This is a genomic window from Vibrio penaeicida (assembly GCF_030689305.1).
In the GTDB taxonomy this organism is placed as follows: Bacteria; Pseudomonadota; Gammaproteobacteria; order Enterobacterales; family Vibrionaceae; genus Vibrio; species Vibrio penaeicida_B.
Genome location: NZ_JAUYVM010000002.1, coordinates 436,343 through 459,925, shown reverse-complemented (window position 1 = coordinate 459,925; position 23,583 = coordinate 436,343). Strand labels below are relative to the sequence as shown.

Below are 23,583 nucleotides of genomic sequence, written 5' to 3'. Positions count from 1 at the left end.
AGGTTTCCCTGATGGGATTCTTGGGTATTTTCAAATAGCGTTACATAGTAATCAAAGCGATGGTTAAATCCAAACCCAATTCCACTTTCATGCGCTTTACGAGTGAAAAAACATCAAAAAGTTGCGTTTGATACCCATTGTTAGCAAAAAGCGCTGCTTTCACAGGTTTAATCTACTTTGTTTGGGTTTGTGAAATTCATATCACCCCATCCCCAGAAACCAAGGCGATCAAATATGAGAAAGCACGACATCGGGAACAAATAAACATTAATATGCTCACAAAATAATGAATAAAAATTAAGTCTTTATTTAGGGGCTCAGGAATGAACGAAAATTTGCTTATTTTCGTTTGAAATACTGAGGGTTTAAACTAGGATTACTTATGTGGCGCAAGCTACAGTCTTACTCGCAAAACACTTTAAAGCCGGGCAGTGCCCGGCTTTGTTTTTTAGGTCGCTTCACGAATTTACAGCATTGAAGCGACTTATCTAAATTGCAGCGATTTAGCTCTAAAAATAATACTCCAATGACAGCTCTACAAAGTCATCTTGTCGGCCAAAATAAAGTAGATCTGTCGGCGTATCATTTTGCAGTAACCAAGCATCTACCCGCCACTTCCATTGATTATTGATTCGGCTTGATGCTTCCACCCTTCCGTTAAAAACATCGCTGTTGTCTAAGTCTTGCGTTACTCCAACAAGAAACTCTGTTCCTTCTGCGTCATTAGCGACAAGACGAGCACCAAAAAACACATCATTTTGCCCTATATTTTGTGCATTGTTTCCTCGGGAATCGTAAAGATATTCGGCAATCATTCCTACGTCCCAATCGGATTCAGCAAAGCCCACGAGGGTATATTCAAACCCAGCGACAACCCCAGTGTGATTATCAAAACTGTCACGGTAAATCGTTTCGAGTTTCCATAACCAGTCGCCTACAATCCCTTGAAGGTCGAAACCAACTTGAGACATCTGGGCGTAATACGGTTTTACTTCACTGCCGTTCATTCGAAAATAGGGATCACGGTTTGTACCATTAAAGTAAGATAGCCCGACATCCCAATCCCCAAGCATTTGGCTGTAGCGAAAAGCGAAATCAACATGTTGTTCTTCTCGCGACGACTCATACAATGCATCATCAGAAACGGGGAGTCTCAGCCTTCCATCCTCTCCTGCAAACGTTCGTTCACGGAAATACGGTAGAACCAATGCATCGACAATGCCCCACTCACGATCCATTGTTACCTGCACCATGGGCTGACCCAGCTTTTGCTCCCCATCCAAAGACTCAACCGAATCTGATTGGTTTACCACATCCACTAAGTGCGCCGATTCTGTTACTCCCCAGAACACTTTGCCAATACCTGCTCGCACTTCGTAGCTGTCAAACACATGCAAATATTGAAGCTCTCGAATATCTGCGTGTGTTCTTTCTTTATCTAAGCTGTCTAACCGAGCAAATGGCATAAAGCTCCACTCACCATTGCCAGACTCAGTCGTCCAATACCATTGAGGCTTTAGCACCAAAGAAGATTGCTCTTTCCCTTGTCCATCCAAACCGGATTGAAAAAACTGCCTGTGTTCCAAATTCACCTGACCACTAAATTCTGCTGCTGCAGGCAGTGCAATTAAAGCCGCTAAAGCAGTTGCTATTCGTAATGTCATCGCACTTCCCTATCGCACTCGTTTCAGCGTATTTTTGCTAAAATCACTGTCGCTTAACCCATTTTTGAAAGCGAGTTCTTCGGTGCTTAGAACCGTACTTTTCCCTGATTGGTGGTTCACCATTTTCATTGTGTGAGCACGCCAGTATTTATCCTCGTATACGCGATAGTCTGAAAACGTCAGTGTTTTTAATAATGAACGCTTTCTATCGTAAAACTCGACTTTCAATGGGCGGTAATGCATTTGGTCAAGCCAGACAAGCTGTTTGGTGTAACCCGAGTTTTTATCCGTCGGGATTTGCTCAAGCAGGAAGACAGGTTCCCCTTCTACGACATCATCTTGAATATAGCTAAATTGATACTTTTCTATTTCAAACGAACTTAGGTCTTCATAAGCGAACTCACTGCCCATAAAAGGACCAGATTTGTTACGCGAAGATATACGCTTCACTCGTTTTAACGCAGGGAGGTAAAGCCATTGGTCATCCGGTTCAGTTGCGTGTGAGTGGTTAAGAAACGCCGTTCCTTTAACATCACGGGGTTCGTCAAAAATCGTTAACCCTTTATCACCATCCCCATCGATTTCTAAAGATTTCAATCGCATTAGTCTTGAGCTGCTTTCACCCTGTGCATTTTTTAATACCATACTCATGGTCGCGATTGAATCTTGCCAGCCTGTATCTCTCGCTTTTCTTTCACTAGCAATTTCAAGCCCTTTGGCACTATCAGCAAAGACCTGTCCAGAGAACAAAACACTAGCCAGTAAAACAGAGGTATATTTAAATTTCATGGTGTAATCCTTTAATTCAAAGCAGGCGGCATCACCGCCTGCACAAATGTTATTGAGAGACGGTTCCAGGTTTGTTCAAAGAAACAGTGCGTTCAGTTTTTTCTTCTTCCACTTTGTCTTTATCAAACAGCATCAAAAGGGTCGGCAAGAATAAGAAGTCGACGACCAACGCTAGGAATATGACAAGCGCACTCAACTGCCCCATATCAGAGTTCAGGCGGAAACTCGACATTGCCAAAATTGAAAATCCAACAACCAAAACGACAGTAGTAATACCTAACGCTCTTCCAACAGTGTTAAACGCGTATCGAACCGCTTGCTCAGCGTCCTTACCTTCCTTACGGGCACGTTGATACTTGCTGAGGAAATGAACCACATCATCCACGACAATTCCCAACGTTAAAGTAACCACAACAGACAAGCCTAAGTTGATCTCGCCTGAATACAGCGCCCACATTCCAAATCCAATAACTGCTGGAGCCATATTAGGCACGATGCTGATCACCCCTAATCGAACCGAACGGAGTGCGAATATCATCAGTGCAGAAATCAGAATCAAAGTGATTGGAAGCGTTGCCAGCATGCTTGCCATGTTCGTTTCCCCAATATGGGCAAACATTAAGGTCGGGCTAGAGGCAGAAATTTCATATTGTGGTGCATTCGTTGCAAACCAGTTGTAGATACGGTTTTCGATATCAACCAGCTCTTTGCTCCCAAGATTCTGAGTGGTAAGAACCAACTTTACTGAAGATTTGTCCACATTGACTTGGTTGTTGAGATCTAAGCCGTAAGGCAACGACATTTCATACATCAACAAATACTGAGCCGCGAGTTCCCTGTCTTGAGGAAGCGTGTAATAGAACTCATCGTCACCATGCATGTTTTTATTCAATCGCTTGTAAACGTCAGCAAGAGAAGCAACATGATCGGTTTCTGGCTGAGCACGAAGCCAATCGGTGAAGCTTCCTAACGTTTCTAAGAAGGCTGGTGCTGCGATCCCCTGAGATTCTCCGGTTTTAATCGCGATGTTTATGTTCGTCATACCTGAAACGTTCGCTTCCATGAAATCTGCCGCTTGGCGAAATTCACTGGTATGGTCGAAATACTTCACGGATTCATCGTTGATTTCGTTTTGAGGAATCAAAACAGCAGAAACAACAATCACAACTACAGATAACGGAAGTAGGATTTTTCTTTGGTTTACAACGAAGCTGCCAAAACGATCCATATAGCTCGTTTTGCCCTCTTCTTGTGGTTTAACTTTAATTGGCAGTACTTTTAAGAGAGCAGGAAGAAGCGTTACTGAAAGCACGCACGCAATCATCACACCTAAAGCCGCAAGGTTACCGAAATCTCTTAATACTGGAGAGTCAGACATATTCATCATCAGGAACCCTAGAGCGGTCGTTACTGACGTGATCAAAATAGGCGTGAAATTCAGCCAGACACTATGTGAAATTGCTTCATTTTTGCTTTTTCCTTCAAGCATGGACTGGCGCATGGTTGCAATCACGTGAACACAATCTGCAACGGCAAGTGTCAAAACCAAAGTGGGTATATTGACTGTAGCGGTACTCAGGAACATACCCGCCCAACCTGATAGCCCCATTGTTGCAGCGACAGAACCGATGATAACGACGAGAGTTGCAACAACGCTTAAGAATGAACGTAACATGATGGTCAAGAAAACCAAGATGGCGCCGAGCATTGCAGGTACGAGGGTTGAACTGTCTTTCTGAGCAGAGACCATAAAGGCATCATTCAGTGCCACAATCCCAGCTTTGTAGAAGTCCACATTTGGGTATTGTGCTTCATATTTTGCAATTAACTCGTCTGCAAATGCCACCACTTCAATGAGCTCTGCTGTTTCATCTTTTTTAGGCAGTTGAAGCGTTACGTTAACAATCGTTACGTGACCATTCTCTGAAACAGCAGACTTTACGAGCACTGGCTCTGAAAGTGCTATCTCTTTAATTTTATTAATTCTTTCTGGTGTTAGTTCATAATCTTCGAACAAAAGATCTTCCACCAAGAGGTCATCTTCAAACGCTTCGGTATGTTGATAATTGGAAAGTGAATCCACGCGGCTTGAAAAAGGTACTTGCCATGCGTCTTCAGTCAGCACTTTAACCAATCCTAAAGTCTCTTCGCTAAAGACATTTCCATCGGCAGGGGCAAGGACAATCGCGAGATTGTCGGTTTTATTGAATGTGGCTTGAATCTCTTCAAAAGCTTGAAGTTGTGGGTTACTACCATCAAAGAAAATATTGTAGTCGCCACGGAAATAAAGATTTTTGCCGCCTATAATGGCTGCAACTAATAAGACGGTGGTTATCAATAATACCCATGGCGTATGGCTAATCGGGCTTCTTAATAACCTAGTGAAAAGGTTTTGTTCAACTTTCATCACACTCTCCGTTTGTGACGTTTCGTCATATACTTGCAATTTAAAACCAGCTCATGCTGGTTAAAATCACTCTACTAGATCAATTCGAGGTATTATTCCTCGATACCATGTAAAATATGACGAATCGTCACCGAAGAGCCTAAATAATCCCGCCTAAGCGGGTTTATTAGAAAGCTTACTTAGCGCCCTATAGACTCAAGGTAAGCAATTTCTTCAGCAAATATCTCTTGCTCAACCTTTTGACAGGTCTTGCGATAATCCCATTCAGTAGACAGCGGCTTCCATTGAAGCCCATCTAAAACAATATTAGAGTTTTGCAACACTGAGAAAGGGTCTTGCAAGCGATTTATACAGTAGCTGTTTGTCGAGTTTTTAGCGAGGGCGTTTGAACCAAACGCAACAGACCAATTTACAAATACGATGGCATCAGAGCTTAGACCAGGGCTGTATTTTAAATCCCCAACTTCAACCGCTTGTTGCACCAATTTATCCGCTTGATCAATGACCTGCTCTTCTAAGTCATTCAACTCTTTCACTCTTTCTGGAGAAGCTTTCTCCAAAACCCAAGGCGTTTTCGACGTTATCACGCAATCAGATAAAACAGGCTCTAGCCGAACATAAATTCTATATGCGGTGTGCATTGCCATTACTTTTTCGCGTGTTGTACCTTCGTAAGCCATTGAACGACCAAACATCATGGCTTCTTTTTTCAAAGAATGAATACAAAGTGCAAGTACAACGTCTTCTTTACTGCAAAAGTGGTTATAGATAGTACCTTTAGAGTATGGGCTGCGAGACGTTAGCTTATCCATAGTGAAATTGGCAAAACCTTGCTCTTTCACTAATTCTTGAGCGAGCTCAATCAGTTCCATTTCTCTGTTTGCAATAGCTTGCTGCTTCTTTGTCATCGATAAAGAGCACTTTTGCTTTGCGTACTTACTGTCTTTGCTACAACCAAATCCAAACATGGGTCGATCACCGTATAAATATAAACTTGCTCCTATCTCATTGTAACACGTCCACTATTTCTGTATAGGATGACACTTTCGTGACGATGCGTCATTTTTGACACTTCGTCATAATAGTATATTGAATGAACATATCAAGCGTTTTTATGAAAAACTTACCAATCACCACTGCGACAAATGAATACTAAGGTCTGCCAAACTAAAAAAATTAGCCTACAAACTTACGCATCATTAGGTATGACGAAATAGCTTTATAGACGTAGGGTATGCTTTGAGAGGATTACTAATGAGAATGCCTATAAAAGCAGCTTCCGCTCTAAGTAGCAGAACAACTAACATTTCAATGTCATTTCCTAGTTAAAGCAGAGTTTAAACAGTCGCTAGGAGTATAGTCTGAAAACTAAACTCCCAGCGCTACCTGAGAGGAATGGAGAAGCAAAACACGTAGCTTCATTGGTTAAAATAATTTTTGGCGTTATTGAAACAGATATCCTCGACCATTTGTCCCAACATAGGTAGGTCATTAGGAACTTCGCCCCTCTCTACCCATTGACCAATCATATTACAAAGAATACGTCGGAAATATTCATGACGAGTGTAAGAAAGAAAGCTTCTAGAATCAGTCAGCATTCCAATAAACAGACTCAGCAACCCTAACTGTGAGAGTTGCTTTAGCTGCCGTTGCATACCGTCTAGCTGATCGTTAAACCACCAGCCCGATCCAAATTGTATTTTCCCAGCGATGCCTCCCCCCTGAAAGTTACCTGTCATGGTGGCAAGAACCTCGTTATCTCTCGGATTCAGGCAGTACAGGATGGTTTTAGGAAGAGTATCTTCTTTATCCAATTCATCCAAAAACCTTGATAATGGTAGCGCAATGGGCTCATCCGCTATTGAATCAAAGCCGGTATTAGGACCGACAAGATCGAACATGCGGGAATTGTTATTGCGCAGTGCACCAATATGAAGTTGCATCACCCACCCTCTGCGGTGGTACTCTTTGCCCATCCATACCTGTATGGCAGATGAAAACGCAATTTCGTCTTTCTCTGAAAGCAGATTTCCCGACAAACGTTTTACTAGGATTTTGTTTAACTGTGAAATGCTGGGGATTTTTGAAAAATGTAACCGATCTAAACCATGATCTGCTGCTCGACAACCGTGACTTTCAAAATGATCTAACCGAGTAGTTAACACACTTAGCAGGTCTTCGTAATTTCGAATAACGGTGGATGTCGTTGAGCCTAATGTATGGAGATAATCGACAAAGTCTGGCTGACCAATTAGATAGACGCGGTCAGGGCGCCAAGTGGGTACAACCTCAACATCGAACGTTGGATCTTGTGCAATCTGTTTGTGGTAGGTTAACGAATCAACAGGGTCATCTGTCGTACCAACCATTCTTACATTCATCTTCCGCAAGATGTTTCTTGCTGAAAATTCAGGTTTAGATAGCATGTCATTGCAACGTCGCCAAATATCGTCGGCACTTTTCTCGTTTAGTAGCGTATCTATAATACCAAACGGACGCCTTAGCTCTAGACTGGTCCAGTGATATAAAGGGTTACCCATTGTTTTAGGGACGGTTGACGCCCAAGCTATGAATTTATCGTAGTCTGATGCTTTCCCTGTTATTCGTTCCTCATCGATTCCAACAGCTCGCATTGCACGCCATTTATAATGATCACCTTCCAACCATATTTGGCTTATATTGCAGAACTGGCGATCTTCTGCAATATCCTTTGGGTCGAGGTGACAATGATAGTCATAGATTGGCATCTTCGCCGCGTACTTATGGTACAACTCCGAGGCTATTGAGCTACTGAGAAGGAAGTCTTTGGTCAAAAATGTTTTCATTGATATTCTCTTGTCCGCTTCAGTTCATATTAATTTCACGTCACATTGGTACTGTGTGATGTTCATTTCAAGGAAAAGTTTATCTTGCTACAACCTAGATATTTTTAAGTAGCTAGCTACCGTCTCTAACATCCCTTCCCTATTAATCTGGTGGTAAATATCCGAAATTGTCTGTGAAACCTCGTTGTTATTACTGTTAAGTGCAGGCGGAAATATCGCAGTGAGAGACAAAATGCCTTCCACCGTATTTTCGTTAGCGCTCCCGTCATGGTACATCTTCAATACTTCAGCCATCGGATCCTTCACTTCAATATCGTTACCCAGCAAGTCAATCCCAGACACATACCGAATCCAAGCTGCAATACAAAACGCTTGCCAAGTAAAATCCAAATTGCGTTCTACCAAAATCTCGAGAGATGGAAGTATCCGTTGAGGGATCTTTATGCTTCCATCCATCGCTACTTGCCATGTTGAATGCCGTAAATTAGGGTTTTGGAATCTTGCCAATAATTCGTCTGCGTATTGGTTTACGCATACACCTTCTGGTGGGCTAATTGTTTGAGCTTGAGAGATCATCATTTCTTTTGCGACTTGGTTTAGTACCTCGTGACTCATTGCATCGGAAATCAATTCAAAGCCCGCTAAATAACCAATGTAAGCCAATAAAGAATGTGTCCCATTTAACATACGAAGCTTCAGCTCCTCGTATGGACGAACATCTTCAACAAAATTGACTCCTACACTTTCAAGCTCTGGTCGGGACCCAGAAAATTTGTCTTCAATGACCCATTGCCTGAAGGGTTCACAAATTACCGCGCAGGGATCAGGCACGTCCAACACTGTCTCTATGTCGCTGTGTAGTTCTTCGGACATAGATGGCGCGATACAATCCACCATGGAAGAAGGAAAAGCACCATGAGCCTTGATCCACTCGTATAGGTCTGGATTCGACAACATTGAAAAATCCAGTATCACGGCTCTCAACACTTCACCGTTTTCCCGAAAGTTGTCGCAAGAAAGCAGCGTAAAAGGCTTTACCTTGTTTAGTCGTCTTATTTCCAGCGCTCTGACCAAATAACCAATGGCTGTAATGGGATCATGGGGGTATTTAAGATCATGCTGTACGTGGTCGCTTTTGGTGTTCAAACGCCCGGTGTTCCCATCAATGCAGTATCCTTTCTCAGTGATGGTAAGCGTAACGACTTCGGTAATGGGATCCGCAAGCTTGTTGATGATGGTGTTCTTACCATCCAGAACAGGATGAAGAGAGTCAATAATACTGCCTACCACGCGAGTCTCTGATTGATCGCATGACTGCTCAGTAACACTAAACAAATGGTTTTGGGATCGAAGTGCTTGAATGGTGGGGTAGCCACTAAAAAGGCTTACCGCGCAAATGCCCCAATCACATTGATCATCTTGAGTGAGCAACTTGTCTAAAAATACCGCTTGGTGAGCGCGGTGAAATGCACCCAATCCAATGTGTACCATTTTGCTTTTCAATCGGCTTCGATCATAAGCCGGAAATTTGATGTTAGTGGGAAGCGTTGAGTTACTCAGATTATCCATATCAAGATGCTCATTCATTACCAATTCCAAACAGTGCCGTCAGTCAAGCGCGCAATCGGCAGATAGGCAGATTGATAGGGGTACTTTTCTGCTTCACGTTCATTGAATTCCACGCCGATACCCGGTTTATCACTTGGGTGCATCAGCCCTTGCTCAAATGACCAGTTCACATCAAAAACAGACAACATTTTCTCGGAATAACCCATGTATTCCTGAATACCAAAATTAGGCATCCACATATCCAAATGCAATCCAGCCGCTAACCCAACTGGTGAAATATCAGAAGGACCGTGAGCTCCCATTCTCACTTGATACAGCGACGCAAAATCGACAATGCGACGCATGTGGGTTATGCCTCCCGCATGGCAAACAGTCGCCCGAATGTAATCAACGAGCTGTTCTTCAATAAGCTGCTTGCAATCCCATAGTGAATTGAAGACTTCACCGACTGCTATTGGTGTGGTGGTATGCTGCCGTATTAGCCTAAATGCCTCTTGGTTCTCTGCTGGGGTTGGGTCTTCCATCCAAAAAAGCTTGTATTCTTCAAGGCTTTTACCTAACTGCGCGGCTTCCAATGGTGTAAGGCGATGATGTACATCGTGCAGAAGTGGATCTTCAAACCCAAACTCCGAGCGAATCGCCTCAAATATTGTCGGTGCAAACGCTAAGTATTTGTCGGTAGACCAAATCTCCTCGTCGGGGGCGTTTCCTTTAGACGCAGGTTCGTAAGTGCTGTTTTTTCCTTTGCTAACACCGTAGCTGCTTTCAATTCCAGGCACTTTGGTTTGTACTCGAAATGCGCGATACCCGAGCTCTCTCTGTTTTGCGTAGTCATCGATTAACTGTGAGATTGAATGCCCTGTCGCGTGCCCATACACCAATGCACCTTCTCGGGATGCACCACCCAGTAAGTCATACACTGGCATGTTGGCAGCCTTACCTTTGATATCCCAAAGTGCAACGTCGATTGCAGAGATCGCCGTCATCGTAACTGGTCCTCGGCGCCAATACGCACCGCGATAGAGTGACTGCCAAATGTCTTCGATTTTCCTTGCGTCTCTTCCTATCAATTGAGGGCAAATATGGTGTTCTAGATACGATACCACCGACATTTCGCGTCCATTTAATGTTGCATCGCCAAGACCTGTGATACCGCATTCTGTTGTGACTTTCACGATTACATAATTCCGATCTGGGCAGGTTACAAATACATCCACTTTTTCTATTTTCATGAGTTTTCCTTTCTTTCTAATAATGTTTGTCGTTTACTGCAGACGTCTTTTATCCATATGCAAGATCTGGCAAGAACAGCACCAGTTGAGGGAATACAGCCAACACTATGATGAGTAAGACAATCGCGATAAAAAAGGGAACAGAAGAACGAACATAATCTTTGGTCGGGCAATCTAAAATGGAGCATGCCGTAAACATGGCAATGCCTACAGGCGGGGTCATTCCTCCCAGTGTAATGATGGTCATCATTAAGATTCCGAAGTGAACAGGGTCTATCCCCACCCCTGTTACAATGGGGAGAAAGATAGGGGTAAGCAGAAGCACGTTCACGGTGGCTTCCATAAACATGCCAATAATCGCAAGAAAGATAAGAGTCAACGCGAGTAAAAGGTGTGGGTTGTTTGTCACGCTCAAAATACTCTCTGATAATGACTGTGGGATTTTATTGTCGACAATAATGTAGCCAAAAATTCCTGAAAAAGAGATGATCAGCATAATGACGGCATTGTCGATCACGGTATCATTCAGAACTTCTACAATCTTTTTGAAATCAAGCTCTTTGTAGGCAAATCGCCCCACCAAAAACGCATAGACAACGGCAAATGATCCTGCTTCTGAAGGGGTAAATATACCCATTCGAATCGATACAATAAGTAAAACAGGAAACAATATTGCCCAGTAACATTTGAGAAAAGCATCCTTTATTTCTGGCAATGGCGTTACGTGGTCTTGTTCTTTTACATATCCGCTCTTTCGCGAAACAATACTCACGGTAATCATTAAAAATACGGTTAATAAGAACCCTGGAATAATTCCGGCGAGAAACAACCTTCCAATAGACACCTCGCCGACAAAACCATACAGAATCAACCCAATACTTGGGGGAATGGTGGCGGTAATGAGCCCACTCATACCAATCGAAGCGGCGACAAATCCTTTTTTGTACCCTTTCTTTAGCATGGCTGGACCTAAAATTTTTGACTGCATTGCAACATCCGCAATTGCAGACCCTGAAATACCCCCCATGACAGCACTCAGTAAAACCGTGACTTGTGCTAATCCACCAATCATGTGTGCGGTAACAGTAGAACAAAAATAGATCAGCCTTTTCGTTATTCCTGCTGCATTCATTAAATTACCTGCAAGCACGAAAAATGGGACGGCTAGAAGGGCTGGATTTTGAGAAGCAACAACCATCTTCTGTATTGGGATAATAAAAGAAGACTTGCCATCAACAACAAAAAATAAAACACTGGATATCGCAATAGCAAAAGCCAGTGGCATTCTAAATACGAGAAAGACAGCAAAGCTTATCGCTAATATACTGGTAGGCGTAACCAAAAGATTAATAATATCTTGGATCATTATTTTTCCTCTTTTTTAAATAACTGTAGGATTTGGCCACGAACCATTAATACTCCACCTACAGGAACGGATGCGATGAGAAAAATATAACTCAGTGGTTTTGGGTTGCTATTTAAATCGAGAAAGTAGACTCCACAAGATAAAATCGTAAAAAACAAAGAAAATATAACAACGGCTTTGGCATTACTTTTCTTTTGATTAAACTTCTCTTCTGCTGCAATTAGAGTTGAGAATAGAAATATGGCAATAAAGGCGAAGGCCATTTCGCTGATCACAAGCGAATCAAAATTTCTTCTGCTACGCTCCACCAAATACCAACCGTAATAAACGATAAACAATAGAAACGCGACGATTATCAACGACCAAACCGCCCTTACAAATCTTCGAAGTCTCTCGGGTAACTTTTCTTCAAAGTACTCTACACCAATATGCTTCCCTTTACTTAGGGCAATATCAGCGCCTAAAAATATTACCCATCCAAAAAGCAATTTACCCAGATCATTCATCCACGCCTGTGGATAGCCTGCAGTGCGAAGCACCGCAGACGTAAAGATTAGGGATACAATAAAAAACAGAAATAAACAGGTTAGGTTTCTTTCAAAATCAAGGATCTTGCTATTGACCTTAAATACTAATTTTAACATCCCTAATACCTTTCATTACTTATTCAACGCATCCTGAAGTTCTTGGTATTCCTTTTCATATCCTAATTTTTTGAAAACAGGTTTAGCATTTTCAATAAATGGTGTTTTGTCTACCGGAATAAACTTAACTTTAAATTGATCTTTCATGATTTTCTTAAAACCTGATATTTTTTGGTTTGTTTCGTCAGAAGCGAAACTACCCGCTTTATTTGTCTCTTCTAACAAGATTTCTTGGAAATCTTTAGGCAAGCTTTCAAACCATTCATTACTCACTACCATTGCAGTCATGAGTTGAAAGTGTTCTGTTTCAGCCATGTATTTAACCGTTTCATGTAAGCTGGCGGCATACGTAGCCGGGATCTGAGCTTCAAACCCATCAATTGTGCCTTGCTGCATCGCTGTGTAGGTTTCTGACCAAGGTAAAGAAACAGGCATGGCACCAAGTGCTTTGATTGACTCTGACCACACCGGTGCTCCAGGTGTACGGATAAGCGTACTTTTCAAATCTTCTGGCTTATGTACTTCTTTATTTGTCATGAAGCTTCGGCTGCCTTGAAACCAATTAAAGGAAAGAACACGTAACCCAGAGTCCAGCAACTTAGTTTCCCAGTTTTTAAATACCTCTGTTTCGATGATTCTTTTCATCTCTTCATAATCTTTTGCTGCGTAAGCAACCCCAATGACGCCCAGCTCTTTCGCGAATAGACTTAGCCTTCCGCTATCAGTAAGAACGGCAATATTTTCCCCAAACATGGCCAATTCTTGGATATCTTCTACAGACCCTAATTGCCCACTTGGGTAAATATCGATTTTCAACTTACCATTTGTCCGGCTCTCAACCGCTTCTTTTAATGCAACGCTTCCGCTGTACATCGGATCTTTTTCACCCACCGAAATAGAAATTTTCAGCGAATAGTCTTTTGCAGCAGCGTACATTGGTGATAAACCCAAGATACCTGCGAGTGCCAGTGTTCCTAACAATTTCATTTTTGACTCCTTCCATAAAAAATGAGGTTACTGAGTTAGTTCTTTAATTATGTTACTGATGTGCTCATACATTGCGTTTCTAGCAGCTTCAGGCTCGCCATTTACAATCGCTTCATAGACCTCTTTATGGTCGTTTTCCCATCGACCTCTTGAAGCGGGTTCATCTGCTAATTCATCCATACGCTGCCAAATATCACCGGCCATATGGAGTGACATCAGCTCTTGATGGAATTTTTTGAACAATGGGTTGGTGCATGCATTTGCGATGGCTTTGTGAAACTGCCTGTCCGCATCGATAGACGTTTTTTTCTTCAACTCTTCATCCGAGAAAAACATCGAACTTTCCATCATCTTGATGCAATTAGTCAGCTCCTCGACTAACGCGGGGCTGTTATTTTGTGCCGCTCGAAATGCCATTTCTGGCTCAAGAATTAAACGTGCGTCCAAAATATCGTGTGGGGCAACTTGGATTTCAGTTTGAGCACTGACTAAAGGCTCTTTTCTAATAACGAATACGCCTGCGCCTTTTTTAATTTCTGCAATGCCAACTAATTCCAAATACACCATCGCTTCTCGGACAACCGTTCGGCTGACCTTCATCTTCTCAGCCAATTTTCGCTCTGGTGGAATCGAGTCACCGACTCGAATTTGATTGCTTTGAATTCTCTCAATGATGTCTTCTGCAATCTTCACATACATTCGACCTGAATTTTTTTTCATGCTTCCACTCTGCCTAAATCTCACCAAGTAAAAATCGACCACAGTTGAAAATATTGGTATGGACAATTTTCATACATTGACAATACCAATACAGAAAAAAGGGAATACTAACAATCTCAGTACTTCAACCATGATGAGCTGGGAATATTCAGACTTTTTATAGGGTTATGGAGTTTGATATGCGTATCGATTACTAACAAATTAGATTGCAACTAATTGATTTATATATTAATAACAGACTTGTGATCAACAGCATATTATATGGACGTGCTTTAAAGAAAATGAGATCTCGCTAACCTATTTCCCTTGATAGATAAGCAAGAAGATCCATTACCGTTAATAATGGTGATAATTATTACGATGATATTTATTAAGAAAAATAAATTGGTCTGTACAATTTAAGCAGCAATTCAAGTAAATACTGAAAGTGAATAAATTGACCTGATACTCACTGTCATTATATTCAAGGAATTTCATTTTTCTTTTATGGTCAAATAGAGCAATCAAAGCACTACGGGGAAAGCTTCCTATGTTTAAAAAGGCGATATTATTTAAAAAAGCGATATGGGTATCCATTGCTACTTTTGCGTTGGTTAGCCAAGCGCTTGCCGATCAAGCAACTTACACGTTAAATAAAATAGCTAAAGTGAAAGGCGCACCTTGGGGGCTGACATTTGTTGACGACGGTTTAGCGTTTGTGACAACCCGTGAAGGGAGTGCTTATCTTCTAGATGTTAGAACAGGTGACTTAGCCCGTGTATCTGGGCTCCCTGACGTTTATGCGCGAGGACAAGGGGGATTAATGGATGTCGCAATTCCCCCACAAAGCTTTGCGTCAAGTAACCCAACTGCAACGAACAAGAATGGCAAACAGCTCTATTTCACCTACAGTAAACCTGCTAAAGGAGGCTCTGCAACTGCGTTGGCAACCGCAAAGTTGGTGGGTGCAACTCTAAAAGATTGGAAAGATCTTATCGTCACCCAATCAATCACTGACACAAGCCGCCACTATGGAAGCAGAATCGCGTTTGATGATAATGAGCATCTGTTTTTCAGTATTGGCGATCGAGGTGAAAGGTCCAATGGTCAGGATTTGACGACACATGCGGGTTCCATACTTCGATTAACCCTCGATGGAGCACAACCAGCCAGTAACCCAGATTTAGGTGGGCAGGCACTTCCAGAGACTTGGAGCTACGGTCACCGTAACCCTCAAGGCCTATTTTTTGATAAACAATCTCAGCAACTTTGGTCTGTCGAGCATGGGCCTCGCGGCGGAGATGAAATCAACCTCATTTTGAAAGGCAAAAACTACGGTTGGCCTATCACCTCTCATGGAAAAGAGTATTGGGGACCAATTTCTGTCGGTGAGTCTGAAGAAAAAGCAGGAATAGAGCCGCCGAAGAAAGTTTATGTGCCTTCGATTGCGCCGAGTAGCTTAGTGCTTTATCGGGGAAAACATTACCCAGAGCTCAACGGAAAAATTCTGATCGGTGCTTTGAAGTTGACTCACATAAACGTGGTCGACCCACAGTCATTTGATGAAACTCGTTTGTTTGCCGATCTGGGTGAACGAATCCGATCAATAGCGATATCACCGAGCGAACACCTTTATTTCGGCACAGATAATGGGAATATCTTCCAAATATCAACAGCTAAAATGGAATAGAGACCTGATGCTACAAAGACGTTCAAACTATCTTGAGGTGCAGGCTTTATGTAGACTGGCTTGTATACCCAAGTGACCTCAAGAAAGGAAAATGATGTAAATGAAACAACTGATAGAATTTATTCCTCTCATTATTTTCTTCGTGCTTTACAAGATGTACGACATCTATGTAGCAACCGGAGCGCTTATTGTCGCGACCGCCATTCAAATTGTGTTGACCTTCATCGTCTATAGAAAATTTGAGAAAATACAGTTGGTCACATTTGCTATGGTCGCGGTGTTTGGTGGTATGACGTTATTTCTGCATGATGAAAGCTTCATTAAATGGAAAATCACTATCGTCTATATGGTGTTTGCGATTGGTTTATTTGTCACTCAACTAATGGGTAAACCCCTTATTAAGGGTATGTTAGCCAAAGAAATCAGCCTACCTGATTCTACATGGAGCAAAATCAATTACGCTTGGATTGGTTTTTTCTCATTTTGTGCAGCTTTAAATGTGTATGTTGCCTTTACAAGGTCTTTGGATATTTGGGTAAACTTCAAAGTATTCGGCTTACTAGCCGCTACCTTCGGTTTTATGATCCTTACCGGCATCTACATCTATAAACAGATGCCTAAAGACCAGCAGGAAGATAGCCAATAGCCCCTTGTTCAAAGATTAAGTCAGCTTTCTAGCTTCTTATCCTGAGTTTAGGTTATTTAGAAAGCCTCTAACGTTGTTTGAGGTCTTTTGTCTTGGTAGTATCCCCTCCCCCTAATTAACCCGACTTCTTTATGAGGCAATTTGCCTCTGCTGTTTTGGAAAAATAGATGCGTTATTACCTAACAAAAATAATGGGTGGCTATATATGAGCACACCAAAAGGGCAACTTCTTACTCGAACTTTAGCTATGCCAGGCGACTGCAATGCCAATGGCGATATTTTTGGCGGCTGGATTATGTCTCAGTTGGATTTGGCCGGCGGGATTTTAGCTAAAGAAATTTCAGGAGGACGAATTGTTACAGTCTCCGTCTCCAGTATTACATTCAAAAAACCAGTAAAGGTAGGCGATGTGGTGTGCTGTTATGGGGAATGTACCAAAATCGGGCGCACCTCAATGAGTATTGAGCTGGAGGTATGGGTTAAACCCGTCAAAGAAGATGGTGTTAAAGACCGATTTCAAGTATGTGAGGCGACGTTCAATTATGTAGCCATCGACAGTGATGGAAAACCACGACCAATCCCAACGAACTAACGAACTAACGAACTAACGAACTAACGAACTAACGAACTAACGAACTAACGAACTAAGCAAGGTGTCAGATGATTCATTTTCGACAAGGACAGTCTCGATTCAACTTCATTGGATACACCTCAAGCGATACCGAAAGATAAAGAGTTTTTTGGTGTTGAAGAAGGCAGCCCATTAATTTTCAAATGGTTTCCAATAGAGGAGGCCAAACAGCTCTCTATCTATCCAGAGTTTTTGAAAGAACGTTTGAGTGACCTTCCAAATCACTTAGAGTTCATCAAAGAAGATAAACTTCAAAAGTGATAAAGTTTTTCTAGTTGAAACTCACATTTTTAAGCCATTTAAAAATAAATATCTTTTGCAGAACAAGATCTTTGCTTTGAATCGGTTTAGTATCTCTCTAACTAATCAATTTGAACAGGAAGTCTTATCTATGTGGTACGTGATTTTTTCTCAGGATGTTGAGAATTCACTAGAAAAACGCCTAAGTGTTCGTGAGCGACACCTTGCTCGATTGCAAACACTCCAAGATGAAGGTCGTTTACTTACAGCAGGGCCAATGCCAGCAGTAGACAGTAACGATCCTGGTGCAGCGGGCTTCACAGGTTCAACCGTAATTGCAGAATTTGATTCTCTAGAAGATGCAAAAAGCTGGGCAGACGCAGACCCATATATAGAAGCTGGTGTATACGAAAACGTCATCGTAAAGCCTTTCAAGAAAGTGTTCTAACTTTATGTCGAAATATTCTTTAGCCAAAGTGATTGGCACCACATTGCTGTCTGTTGGGCTACTTGCAGGGTGTGCTTCTTCTGACAGCAAGCAAAAGCAAATAGAGCTTATTGCGCAGCATAGAGCAAGCGTTCTTTCTGCTGGTCTCCCAACTGAAGTTGGTGCTCTTAATATCATGAAAGCAAGAGCCAAGTCTGGCGTGGTTGAACTGCTCATGATTTACAATCAAGATCAGGGAAGAATTGCTCCACAAGAGCTTATGCATAACGCCATCAAATATTACTGTTCAAGCAATGAAGTGAAAGCTGCCTTAGAACAAGGCGTACGATATCGCTTAATGTTGCGAAATACTCGCGGGCAGTTAATCGTTGATCAAGCAGTCGCTATTGAGCACTGCGACAAAAAGTAGATTAGGGTCTGTTGAACTTTCGAGATGATTTTTGCAGCAATTTGTGGGGGATTTATACAAGGCAGAGCTTATTCGGTGTAGTCGCTCTACATCAATAGGCGATAACGCAGTAGAAATAGGCCACAAATGCTGCCCGAAGGGTTCGACTAGGCGTCCCCGCTCTATGTACTTTACTCTTTGTTGCAAGGTATTTGCTTAGAATGACTAGGCTACACACCTTGCGCCGCGATTAAAATGCATAGAAGTCGAACAAAATTTAACCGCGAAAGATCAACAGACCCTAGCAACGGCTATGTGAATTGGCTTAGTCATATCGCTCTATCCGTTCACTTGGCACTACTCCTATAAACGACACCGCTCCTATAAACGCGCCTAACTCGGCGCGTTTTTTATTACTTTGACTAGGTGCCACACGTTGCGCCGCGATTAAAAGGTCTAGAACTCGAACAAAATTCGACCACGAAAGTTCACAGAACCTAAAGAACTTCACAGAAAGTCCTCCGCATTAGACGATTAATTCACCCAATCAATCAAAAATGACCCTCTTTCATGGTCTTAAAGTTAAATTTTTGAAAAATTAAGCCATAATTGAAAGGAAACAGGCGTGAACGAGGTCTGATATTGCGACGGAATAGTTCACTGTCTCGATGTTGTTTTCACTTTTCAGGGGATTCGTTTTATAACGAAATTGGATGTTCGCAATCACAGCTTTCCTAAAGACACTTAAGGATTAAAGTCGAATCAGAAGTTACGTGGTTGCGCATTGTATTTATACATTTAAAAGGATAATCATGAAAAAGCTCATTTCTTCATTGTGTATTGCATTGCTTTCACTGCCAGCAGCGGCAACCGAGCAATGGAAAGACATTGAATTAAAAGCCCGAGGTCAAACCGTATTTTTCCATGCTTGGGGTGGCAGCCAACAAATCAACAACTACCTACGCTGGGCCGACAAGGAATTGCAACGCCGCTACGGTGTTGAACTGAAACACGTAAAAGTCACTGATATTGCAGAAACCAGTTCTCGTCTATTAGCCGAAAAAACGGCAGGAAAAAACAGTGATGGCAGCGTTGATATGGTTTGGATTAACGGTGAAAACTTCAAATCGATGAAAACCAATGAGCTGTTACATGGTCCATTTGTGGAAGGGTTACCTAGTTGGCAATATGTCGATAAGTCATTACCTGTCGATAGCGATTTCTCAGAGCCAACTCTTGGGCTAGAAGCACCATGGGGCGTTGGACAACTTGTTTTCATCCACGACTCTAAAAAGTTGAATAACCCACCAGCGACATTTACTGAACTATTAAGTTATGCGCAAGCTTACCCTAATCGTATTAGTTACCCTAAGCCACCGCAATTTCACGGTACAAGCTTTTTAAAAGCGCTGCTTATCGAGCTAACAAATAACGACTCTCGCCTAATGAAGCCTGTGTCGGATGCCGAATTTTCACAAATAACTCAACCACTTTGGGCTTACTTAGACAAGCTACACCCAAATAGCTGGAAACAAGGAAAGCAGTTCCCATCGGGTTCACAGCAAACGATGCAGCTATTGGATGACAGCCAGTTGGATTTAGCCATTACATTCAACCCTAACGCTGTCTTTTCTGCTCAAGCAGATGGGACGTTATCGGAAAGCACCAAAGCTTATGCAATGGACTCTGGCGCACTATCGAATATCCATTTCCTAGCCATTCCGTGGAACGCGCGTGCAAAAGAAGGGGCAAAAGTTGCCATCAACTTTTTGCTTAGCCCAGAAGCACAATCTCGCAAAGGCGACTTAGAAATATGGGGCGACCCAGCGGTACTGGAATCTAAGCACTTAACAGGCAGTGCACAGAACACTAAATTGTTTAAGTCCGTTGCCGAGCCACACCCAAGCTGGCAGATCGCGTTAGAGCAAGAATGGCTTAAGCGCTACGGTCAATAAACCTATTCCTCCCTCTTTTAAGGGGGAGGTTCAACACAGAAAGTCATGATGTTAAGACTCCTATATTTTTTGATGATCGCTGTATGTATCGCCCCAACAATCCCCGGATTTGTAGGTGTGGTTCTGTCATCGATAAATTACATTCCGCCGCTTGGCTATACCCAACCATCAATAAACGGTTTTCACGCCGTATTTGCTTGGAGCGGAATATGGGAGTCTATCTCTCTAACGGTTTTCACAACATTAGTGAGTACGTTTTTAGCGTGCATACTAACGTTTTTCATTCTGCAAGCGTGTTGGCGTTCTAATTTTTGGCAGAAGGTAGAACTCACCCTTTCTCCCCTACTCGCCTTGCCCCATGTTGCCTTTGCTATCGGCTTTTCATTTCTGTTTGCTCCAACGGGAATGATTGTAAGAGCGCTGCACCCTATTCTGGACATGATGCCTATATTTGGCGATACCGTTTGGGATTTTAATATTGTTCACAATCAAGTAGGTTGGGGATTAATCGCGGTACTGACTCTAAAAGAAATTCCTTTTTTGCTGCTCATGAGCATTCCTATTTTGCAGCAGCTAAAAATCAACCAAACCACGCAAGTCGCTCATAGCCTTGGATATAACGATGCACAAATGTGGTGGAAATGTATTTTTCCGCAATGGCTGCCTAAACTCCGGTTTCCGTTGCTTGCCGTATTGGCTTACGGTGCCTCAGTCGTTGATTTAGCTTTAATTGTAGGTCCAACTAACCCACCGACGTTTGCGGTTTTGGTTTGGCAATGGTTTAACGATCCCGATCTTTCTTTGCTTCCTCGTGCAGCAGCAGGAGCCGTTATTTTATTCTTCGTCTGCGCTTTGTTAATCGCAGTCTTGCGTGGCGTGGGGACACTTTCAGTTAAAAAATGCCGAGCTTGGCAGGTTGGCGGTCGATTCGGCATCAAAATGCCCGGTAAAACACTGTTCTTGGCCACAACGTTAATTGCATTTCTCACGTTACCTTTAATGGTCATTTGGAGTTTTGCCCAGCGCTGGCGTTTTCCCGACTTGTTCCCAACACGTTTAAGTGAACGTTTTTGGTCAAACGAATGGCAAGGTATCATTCCAACGGTGCTTGATAGCCTGTCGATAGCCATTATTTCATCGACCATTGCCCTTATTCTCGCTTTGGTTGGTCACGAATACCGTATTCGACATCGCGTGCATGTTCCGGGGTTCATTATTGCGATTCCGATGTTAGTGCCTCAGCTCTCTATATTATTTGGGCTCCAGATTACTACGCTGCTTTTTTCATCGGACGCTTACTATTTCTGGGTTTGTTGGGCGCATGTATTCTTCGCATTCCCATACGTATTTCTGTCGTTAGACGGTCCTTGGCGCAGCTACGACAATCGCTTAACTCAAGCCGCGCTCAGCTTGGGGAAATCCCCGTTCCGAGCATGGTGGTCGGTTAAAGCGCACATTCTCTTCCCTGCCATCATTTATGCTTGGGCTGTGGGTATTAGCGTGAGTTTGGCTCAATACCTACCTACGCTAATGCTTGGTGCAGGAAGGATCGCAACCATAACAACAGAAGCCGTCGCATTAACCAGTGGGCACGACAGACGAGTCACCGCTATTTATGCGCTTTGGCAGGCACTTTTGCCACTGATATTCTTCACCTTTGCGATGCTCACCAATCAGTTACAAAACAGACGTTTACGTCGTACACAATCAGTAAGGACAGAAAGCCTTCATGACGCTTCAGCTAAAAAACCTCGTCATCCATGATCGAGAAAACAAAGCCCTTTTCAATCCGATTTCTTTTGAGGTCGGAGACGGCGAAGTCTTTACTTTGATGGGACCAAGTGGATGCGGAAAATCGTCATTACTCAGCACCATTGCAGGGCACCTTTCCGACGATTTCAAATATTCAGGTAAGATCTTGATTGAAGACAAAGAGGTCGGCGACATTAGCCCCCACAAACGTAAAGTTGGGTTTCTATTTCAAGATGACTTGCTGTTTCCTCATCTAAATATTTGGGAAAATTTGGCGTTTGCTTTGCCCAACTCAGTGAAAGGCCAAGAAAGAAACCAACAAGCGATGTTGGCCTTAGAAAAAGTTGGGTTAGAGAAACTGGCAAACTCGTTCCCTAACCAAGTATCTGGTGGGCAAAGAGCCCGTGTAAGTTTGCTTCGCATGTTACTTGCTCAACCAAGAGTCGCCTTGCTTGACGAACCATTCAGTAAGTTAGATAAAGATTTACGCGTCCAGTTTAGAGAATGGGTATTCCAACAGTTAAAAGATGCAAACATACCCGCTTTAATGGTCACACACGATGAAGCCGACGTTCCAGCCAATAGTGCCTGCTTGAGCTGGCCGTGGGAGAAAGCCCATGCTTGATAGATTCAGTATTAAGGTAATTCGCGCTCCACTCAACTTGGTGGCTCAATCGCTGGATAAGTTAAACGTCACCGCTAATCAGGCGACATTTGTGGGGTTTCTTATCGGCTGTTTGGCATTTCCAGCATTGATTCTTCAAGAATACAGCTGGGCACTGCTATTTATTGTATTAAACCGGATTGGGGATGGCATTGATGGCGCGCTAGCCAGAAGGCACGGCATCACCGATTCAGGTGGCTTCCTCGACATCAGCCTGGATTTTCTCTTCTATTCGTTAATCCCCTTTGGATTCGTTGTTGCCAACCCAGAAGCCAACGCTATCGCAGGTGCCTTTTTGATTTTTTCATTTATCGGTACTGGGTGCAGCTTTTTGGCATTTGCGGTGATGGCGGGCAAACACAATATTGACAACCCGGTTTACACCAACAAATCCCTCTACTATATGAGTGGCATTACCGAAGGAACCGAAACCATAGCGTGTTTTGTGCTGTTCTGTTCATTCCCGCAATACTTCTCAGTCATTGCCTTTGTGTTTGGTTCTCTATGCTGGATAACCACATTTACTCGGATCTGGTCTGGTTTCCATACTTTGAAGAATATTGAGCATCAAAACGCCGTTGCCACTGACAACACTGATTAAAAAAATAAGAAGAGATCTTACGAAGACTCTTCTTATTTTTGCTTTTGCTACTGGTTACTTGATACTTGTGACCGCGGTTTTCTCACGCAGCCACAGGCTTCTTGTCCGATTTACTGATCTTTTTCGCTCTTTTTATCGCGGACTTTTTAGACACTTTTTTCTGTGCAACTTGAAAGGATTGTGCTTGCTTGAGTTCTTTCTTTGCTTTCTTTAATTTGTCTTTTGCAGCAATAGCGGCAACCTCTGCTTTTTCTGCTTGCTCCATAGCGCGCTTGGCTTCTTCTGCTGCTTGTTTGGCAAGTTGAACCGTTTTCTCGACTTCCTTTTCGCTCTTCTCAAACAGCTTCTTTAGTTTTTTTAGATCGTTTACTGGCATAGTGTTTTCT

The 23,583-nt window shown here is 42.7% G+C and carries 22 protein-coding genes; 10 read left to right on the top strand and 12 right to left on the bottom strand.

Features of this window, described 5'->3' with window-relative positions:
* Positions 1–509 precede the first annotated feature (509 nt).
* From Q8W40_RS05175 to Q8W40_RS05125, 11 genes are all read right to left on the bottom strand, one after another.
* The gene (locus Q8W40_RS05175) at positions 510–1,664 is read right to left on the bottom strand and encodes a hypothetical protein (RefSeq protein WP_305396172.1); all 1,155 of its coding nucleotides are present in this window, start codon (positions 1,662–1,664) and stop codon (positions 510–512) included.
* Between the two features lie 9 nt (positions 1,665–1,673).
* On the bottom strand, positions 1,674–2,453 hold the full coding sequence (locus tag Q8W40_RS05170) for an outer membrane lipoprotein-sorting protein (protein WP_305396171.1): 780 nt from the start codon (positions 2,451–2,453) through the stop codon (positions 1,674–1,676).
* A gap of 49 nt (positions 2,454–2,502) precedes the next feature.
* Positions 2,503–4,860, bottom strand: a complete 2,358-nt coding sequence (locus Q8W40_RS05165; RefSeq protein ID WP_305396170.1) for an efflux RND transporter permease subunit — start codon at positions 4,858–4,860, stop codon at positions 2,503–2,505.
* Between the two features lie 179 nt (positions 4,861–5,039).
* A complete protein-coding gene (locus Q8W40_RS05160) occupies positions 5,040–5,828 on the bottom strand; it encodes a TetR/AcrR family transcriptional regulator (protein WP_305396169.1) in 789 nt (262 codons plus the stop codon).
* 450 nt (positions 5,829–6,278) lie between these two features.
* A complete protein-coding gene (uxaC, locus tag Q8W40_RS05155) occupies positions 6,279–7,685 on the bottom strand; it encodes a glucuronate isomerase (RefSeq protein WP_305396168.1) in 1,407 nt (468 codons plus the stop codon).
* Positions 7,686–7,772: 87 nt separating this feature from the next.
* Entirely contained in the window at positions 7,773–9,272 is a 1,500-nt protein-coding gene (locus Q8W40_RS05150; RefSeq protein WP_305396167.1) for a mannitol dehydrogenase family protein, read from the bottom strand.
* Positions 9,272–10,486 (bottom strand): D-mannonate dehydratase ManD, encoded by a 1,215-nt coding sequence (manD, locus tag Q8W40_RS05145; RefSeq protein WP_305396166.1) that lies wholly within the window; start codon positions 10,484–10,486, stop codon positions 9,272–9,274. Before manD ends, Q8W40_RS05150 begins: the two co-directional genes overlap by 1 nt.
* Before the next feature lie 49 nt (positions 10,487–10,535).
* On the bottom strand, positions 10,536–11,852 hold the full coding sequence (locus tag Q8W40_RS05140; RefSeq protein WP_305396165.1) for a TRAP transporter large permease: 1,317 nt from the start codon (positions 11,850–11,852) through the stop codon (positions 10,536–10,538).
* Complete coding sequence (locus Q8W40_RS05135) at positions 11,852–12,496, bottom strand: TRAP transporter small permease (protein WP_305396164.1); 645 nt, start codon at positions 12,494–12,496, stop codon at positions 11,852–11,854. The genes Q8W40_RS05140 and Q8W40_RS05135 overlap by 1 nt, the downstream gene beginning before the upstream one ends.
* Positions 12,497–12,511: 15 nt before the next feature.
* Positions 12,512–13,483: a C4-dicarboxylate TRAP transporter substrate-binding protein gene (locus Q8W40_RS05130; protein ID WP_305396163.1), complete on the bottom strand. Its 972-nt coding sequence runs from the start codon at positions 13,481–13,483 to the stop codon at positions 12,512–12,514.
* A gap of 27 nt (positions 13,484–13,510) precedes the next feature.
* On the bottom strand, positions 13,511–14,203 hold the full coding sequence (locus tag Q8W40_RS05125; RefSeq protein ID WP_305396162.1) for a FadR/GntR family transcriptional regulator: 693 nt from the start codon (positions 14,201–14,203) through the stop codon (positions 13,511–13,513).
* Between the two features lie 529 nt (positions 14,204–14,732).
* On the opposite strand from Q8W40_RS05125, the gene Q8W40_RS05120 reads away from it, so the two are divergent.
* The 10 genes from Q8W40_RS05120 to Q8W40_RS05075 all read left to right on the top strand — a co-directional run bounded on the left by Q8W40_RS05120 (position 14,733) and on the right by Q8W40_RS05075 (position 23,197).
* On the top strand, positions 14,733–15,872 hold the full coding sequence (locus Q8W40_RS05120; RefSeq protein WP_305396161.1) for a PQQ-dependent sugar dehydrogenase: 1,140 nt from the start codon (positions 14,733–14,735) through the stop codon (positions 15,870–15,872).
* 100 nt (positions 15,873–15,972) lie between these two features.
* A complete protein-coding gene (locus tag Q8W40_RS05115) occupies positions 15,973–16,518 on the top strand; it encodes a septation protein A (protein ID WP_305396160.1) in 546 nt (181 codons plus the stop codon).
* 205 nt (positions 16,519–16,723) lie between these two features.
* Positions 16,724–17,110, top strand: coding sequence for an acyl-CoA thioester hydrolase YciA (gene yciA / locus Q8W40_RS05110; RefSeq protein ID WP_101115342.1), 387 nt, complete (start codon positions 16,724–16,726; stop codon positions 17,108–17,110).
* Positions 17,111–17,218: 108 nt separating this feature from the next.
* A complete protein-coding gene (locus Q8W40_RS05105; RefSeq protein ID WP_305396159.1) occupies positions 17,219–17,410 on the top strand; it encodes a hypothetical protein in 192 nt (63 codons plus the stop codon).
* 130 nt (positions 17,411–17,540) lie between these two features.
* Complete coding sequence (locus tag Q8W40_RS05100; protein ID WP_101115340.1) at positions 17,541–17,837, top strand: YciI family protein; 297 nt, start codon at positions 17,541–17,543, stop codon at positions 17,835–17,837.
* A gap of 4 nt (positions 17,838–17,841) precedes the next feature.
* Positions 17,842–18,246 carry a GspS/AspS pilotin family protein gene (locus Q8W40_RS05095; RefSeq protein ID WP_305396158.1) on the top strand — a complete coding sequence of 135 codons (405 nt, stop codon included), beginning with the start codon at positions 17,842–17,844 and terminating at the stop codon, positions 18,244–18,246.
* Between the two features lie 791 nt (positions 18,247–19,037).
* Positions 19,038–20,180: an ABC transporter substrate-binding protein gene (locus tag Q8W40_RS05090; RefSeq protein WP_305396157.1), complete on the top strand. Its 1,143-nt coding sequence runs from the start codon at positions 19,038–19,040 to the stop codon at positions 20,178–20,180.
* Positions 20,181–20,228: 48 nt separating this feature from the next.
* Positions 20,229–21,944 carry an ABC transporter permease gene (locus tag Q8W40_RS05085; RefSeq protein ID WP_305396314.1) on the top strand — a complete coding sequence of 572 codons (1,716 nt, stop codon included), beginning with the start codon at positions 20,229–20,231 and terminating at the stop codon, positions 21,942–21,944.
* A complete protein-coding gene (locus Q8W40_RS05080; protein ID WP_305396156.1) occupies positions 21,910–22,557 on the top strand; it encodes an ATP-binding cassette domain-containing protein in 648 nt (215 codons plus the stop codon). The genes Q8W40_RS05085 and Q8W40_RS05080 overlap by 35 nt, the downstream gene beginning before the upstream one ends.
* Complete coding sequence (locus tag Q8W40_RS05075) at positions 22,550–23,197, top strand: CDP-alcohol phosphatidyltransferase family protein (protein WP_305396155.1); 648 nt, start codon at positions 22,550–22,552, stop codon at positions 23,195–23,197. Before Q8W40_RS05080 ends, Q8W40_RS05075 begins: the two co-directional genes overlap by 8 nt.
* A gap of 82 nt (positions 23,198–23,279) precedes the next feature.
* Here Q8W40_RS05075 and Q8W40_RS05070 read toward each other — a convergent pair whose 3' ends face one another.
* A complete protein-coding gene (locus tag Q8W40_RS05070) occupies positions 23,280–23,573 on the bottom strand; it encodes a hypothetical protein (protein ID WP_305396154.1) in 294 nt (97 codons plus the stop codon).
* Positions 23,574–23,583: the final 10 nt, after the last annotated feature.

Coding starts and splice junctions, on each gene's coding strand:
- Q8W40_RS05130 (WP_305396163.1), bottom strand. CDS start 13,483: ATGAAATTGTTAGGAACACTGGCACTCGCAGGTATCTTGGGTTTATCA.
- Q8W40_RS05140 (WP_305396165.1), bottom strand. CDS start 11,852: ATGATCCAAGATATTATTAATCTTTTGGTTACGCCTACCAGTATATTA.
- Q8W40_RS05070 (WP_305396154.1), bottom strand. CDS start 23,573: ATGCCAGTAAACGATCTAAAAAAACTAAAGAAGCTGTTTGAGAAGAGC.
- Q8W40_RS05160 (WP_305396169.1), bottom strand. CDS start 5,828: ATGTTTGGATTTGGTTGTAGCAAAGACAGTAAGTACGCAAAGCAAAAG.
- Q8W40_RS05175 (WP_305396172.1), bottom strand. CDS start 1,664: ATGACATTACGAATAGCAACTGCTTTAGCGGCTTTAATTGCACTGCCT.
- manD (WP_305396166.1), bottom strand. CDS start 10,486: ATGAAAATAGAAAAAGTGGATGTATTTGTAACCTGCCCAGATCGGAAT.
- Q8W40_RS05115 (WP_305396160.1), top strand. CDS start 15,973: ATGAAACAACTGATAGAATTTATTCCTCTCATTATTTTCTTCGTGCTT.
- yciA (WP_101115342.1), top strand. CDS start 16,724: ATGAGCACACCAAAAGGGCAACTTCTTACTCGAACTTTAGCTATGCCA.
- Q8W40_RS05125 (WP_305396162.1), bottom strand. CDS start 14,203: ATGAAAAAAAATTCAGGTCGAATGTATGTGAAGATTGCAGAAGACATC.
- Q8W40_RS05075 (WP_305396155.1), top strand. CDS start 22,550: ATGCTTGATAGATTCAGTATTAAGGTAATTCGCGCTCCACTCAACTTG.
- Q8W40_RS05120 (WP_305396161.1), top strand. CDS start 14,733: ATGTTTAAAAAGGCGATATTATTTAAAAAAGCGATATGGGTATCCATT.
- Q8W40_RS05080 (WP_305396156.1), top strand. CDS start 21,910: ATGACGCTTCAGCTAAAAAACCTCGTCATCCATGATCGAGAAAACAAA.
- uxaC (WP_305396168.1), bottom strand. CDS start 7,685: ATGAAAACATTTTTGACCAAAGACTTCCTTCTCAGTAGCTCAATAGCC.
- Q8W40_RS05150 (WP_305396167.1), bottom strand. CDS start 9,272: ATGAATGAGCATCTTGATATGGATAATCTGAGTAACTCAACGCTTCCC.
- Q8W40_RS05090 (WP_305396157.1), top strand. CDS start 19,038: ATGAAAAAGCTCATTTCTTCATTGTGTATTGCATTGCTTTCACTGCCA.
- Q8W40_RS05100 (WP_101115340.1), top strand. CDS start 17,541: ATGTGGTACGTGATTTTTTCTCAGGATGTTGAGAATTCACTAGAAAAA.
- Q8W40_RS05170 (WP_305396171.1), bottom strand. CDS start 2,453: ATGAAATTTAAATATACCTCTGTTTTACTGGCTAGTGTTTTGTTCTCT.
- Q8W40_RS05135 (WP_305396164.1), bottom strand. CDS start 12,496: ATGTTAAAATTAGTATTTAAGGTCAATAGCAAGATCCTTGATTTTGAA.
- Q8W40_RS05085 (WP_305396314.1), top strand. CDS start 20,229: ATGTTAAGACTCCTATATTTTTTGATGATCGCTGTATGTATCGCCCCA.
- Q8W40_RS05165 (WP_305396170.1), bottom strand. CDS start 4,860: ATGAAAGTTGAACAAAACCTTTTCACTAGGTTATTAAGAAGCCCGATT.
- Q8W40_RS05095 (WP_305396158.1), top strand. CDS start 17,842: ATGTCGAAATATTCTTTAGCCAAAGTGATTGGCACCACATTGCTGTCT.